The 323-nt window shown below is 62.2% G+C and carries 1 protein-coding gene; it reads right to left on the reverse strand.

Annotated features, from left to right (window positions below):
• The coding region (locus tag PQQ96_RS42285) for an NAD(P)(+) transhydrogenase (Re/Si-specific) subunit beta (protein WP_408303390.1) at positions 1–323 on the reverse strand (323 nt) is incomplete at both ends.

The raw sequence follows: 323 nt of genomic DNA on the forward strand, positions 1-323 counted from the left end.
GCCTCGATGATCGGCATGCCCGCGATCGGTGACTTCGGATCGTTCTTCGCCGCCGGATTCACCACGTCGTTCGCGCCGAGCACCAGCACGACGTCGACCTGACCGAACTCGCCGTTGATGTCGTCCATTTCGTAGACCATGTCGTACGGCACTTCGGCTTCAGCAAGCAGCACGTTCATGTGCCCCGGCATGCGTCCGGCCACAGGGTGAATCGCGTACTTCACCTCGATGCCCTTCTCGACCAGCTTGTCGGTCAGCTCCTTCAACGCATGCTGCGCACGCGCCACCGCCAGCCCATAACCCGGCACGATCACCACGGTTTC

The organism is Paraburkholderia sediminicola (assembly GCF_046027825.1).
Lineage (GTDB): Bacteria > Pseudomonadota > Gammaproteobacteria > Burkholderiales > Burkholderiaceae > Paraburkholderia > Paraburkholderia sediminicola_D.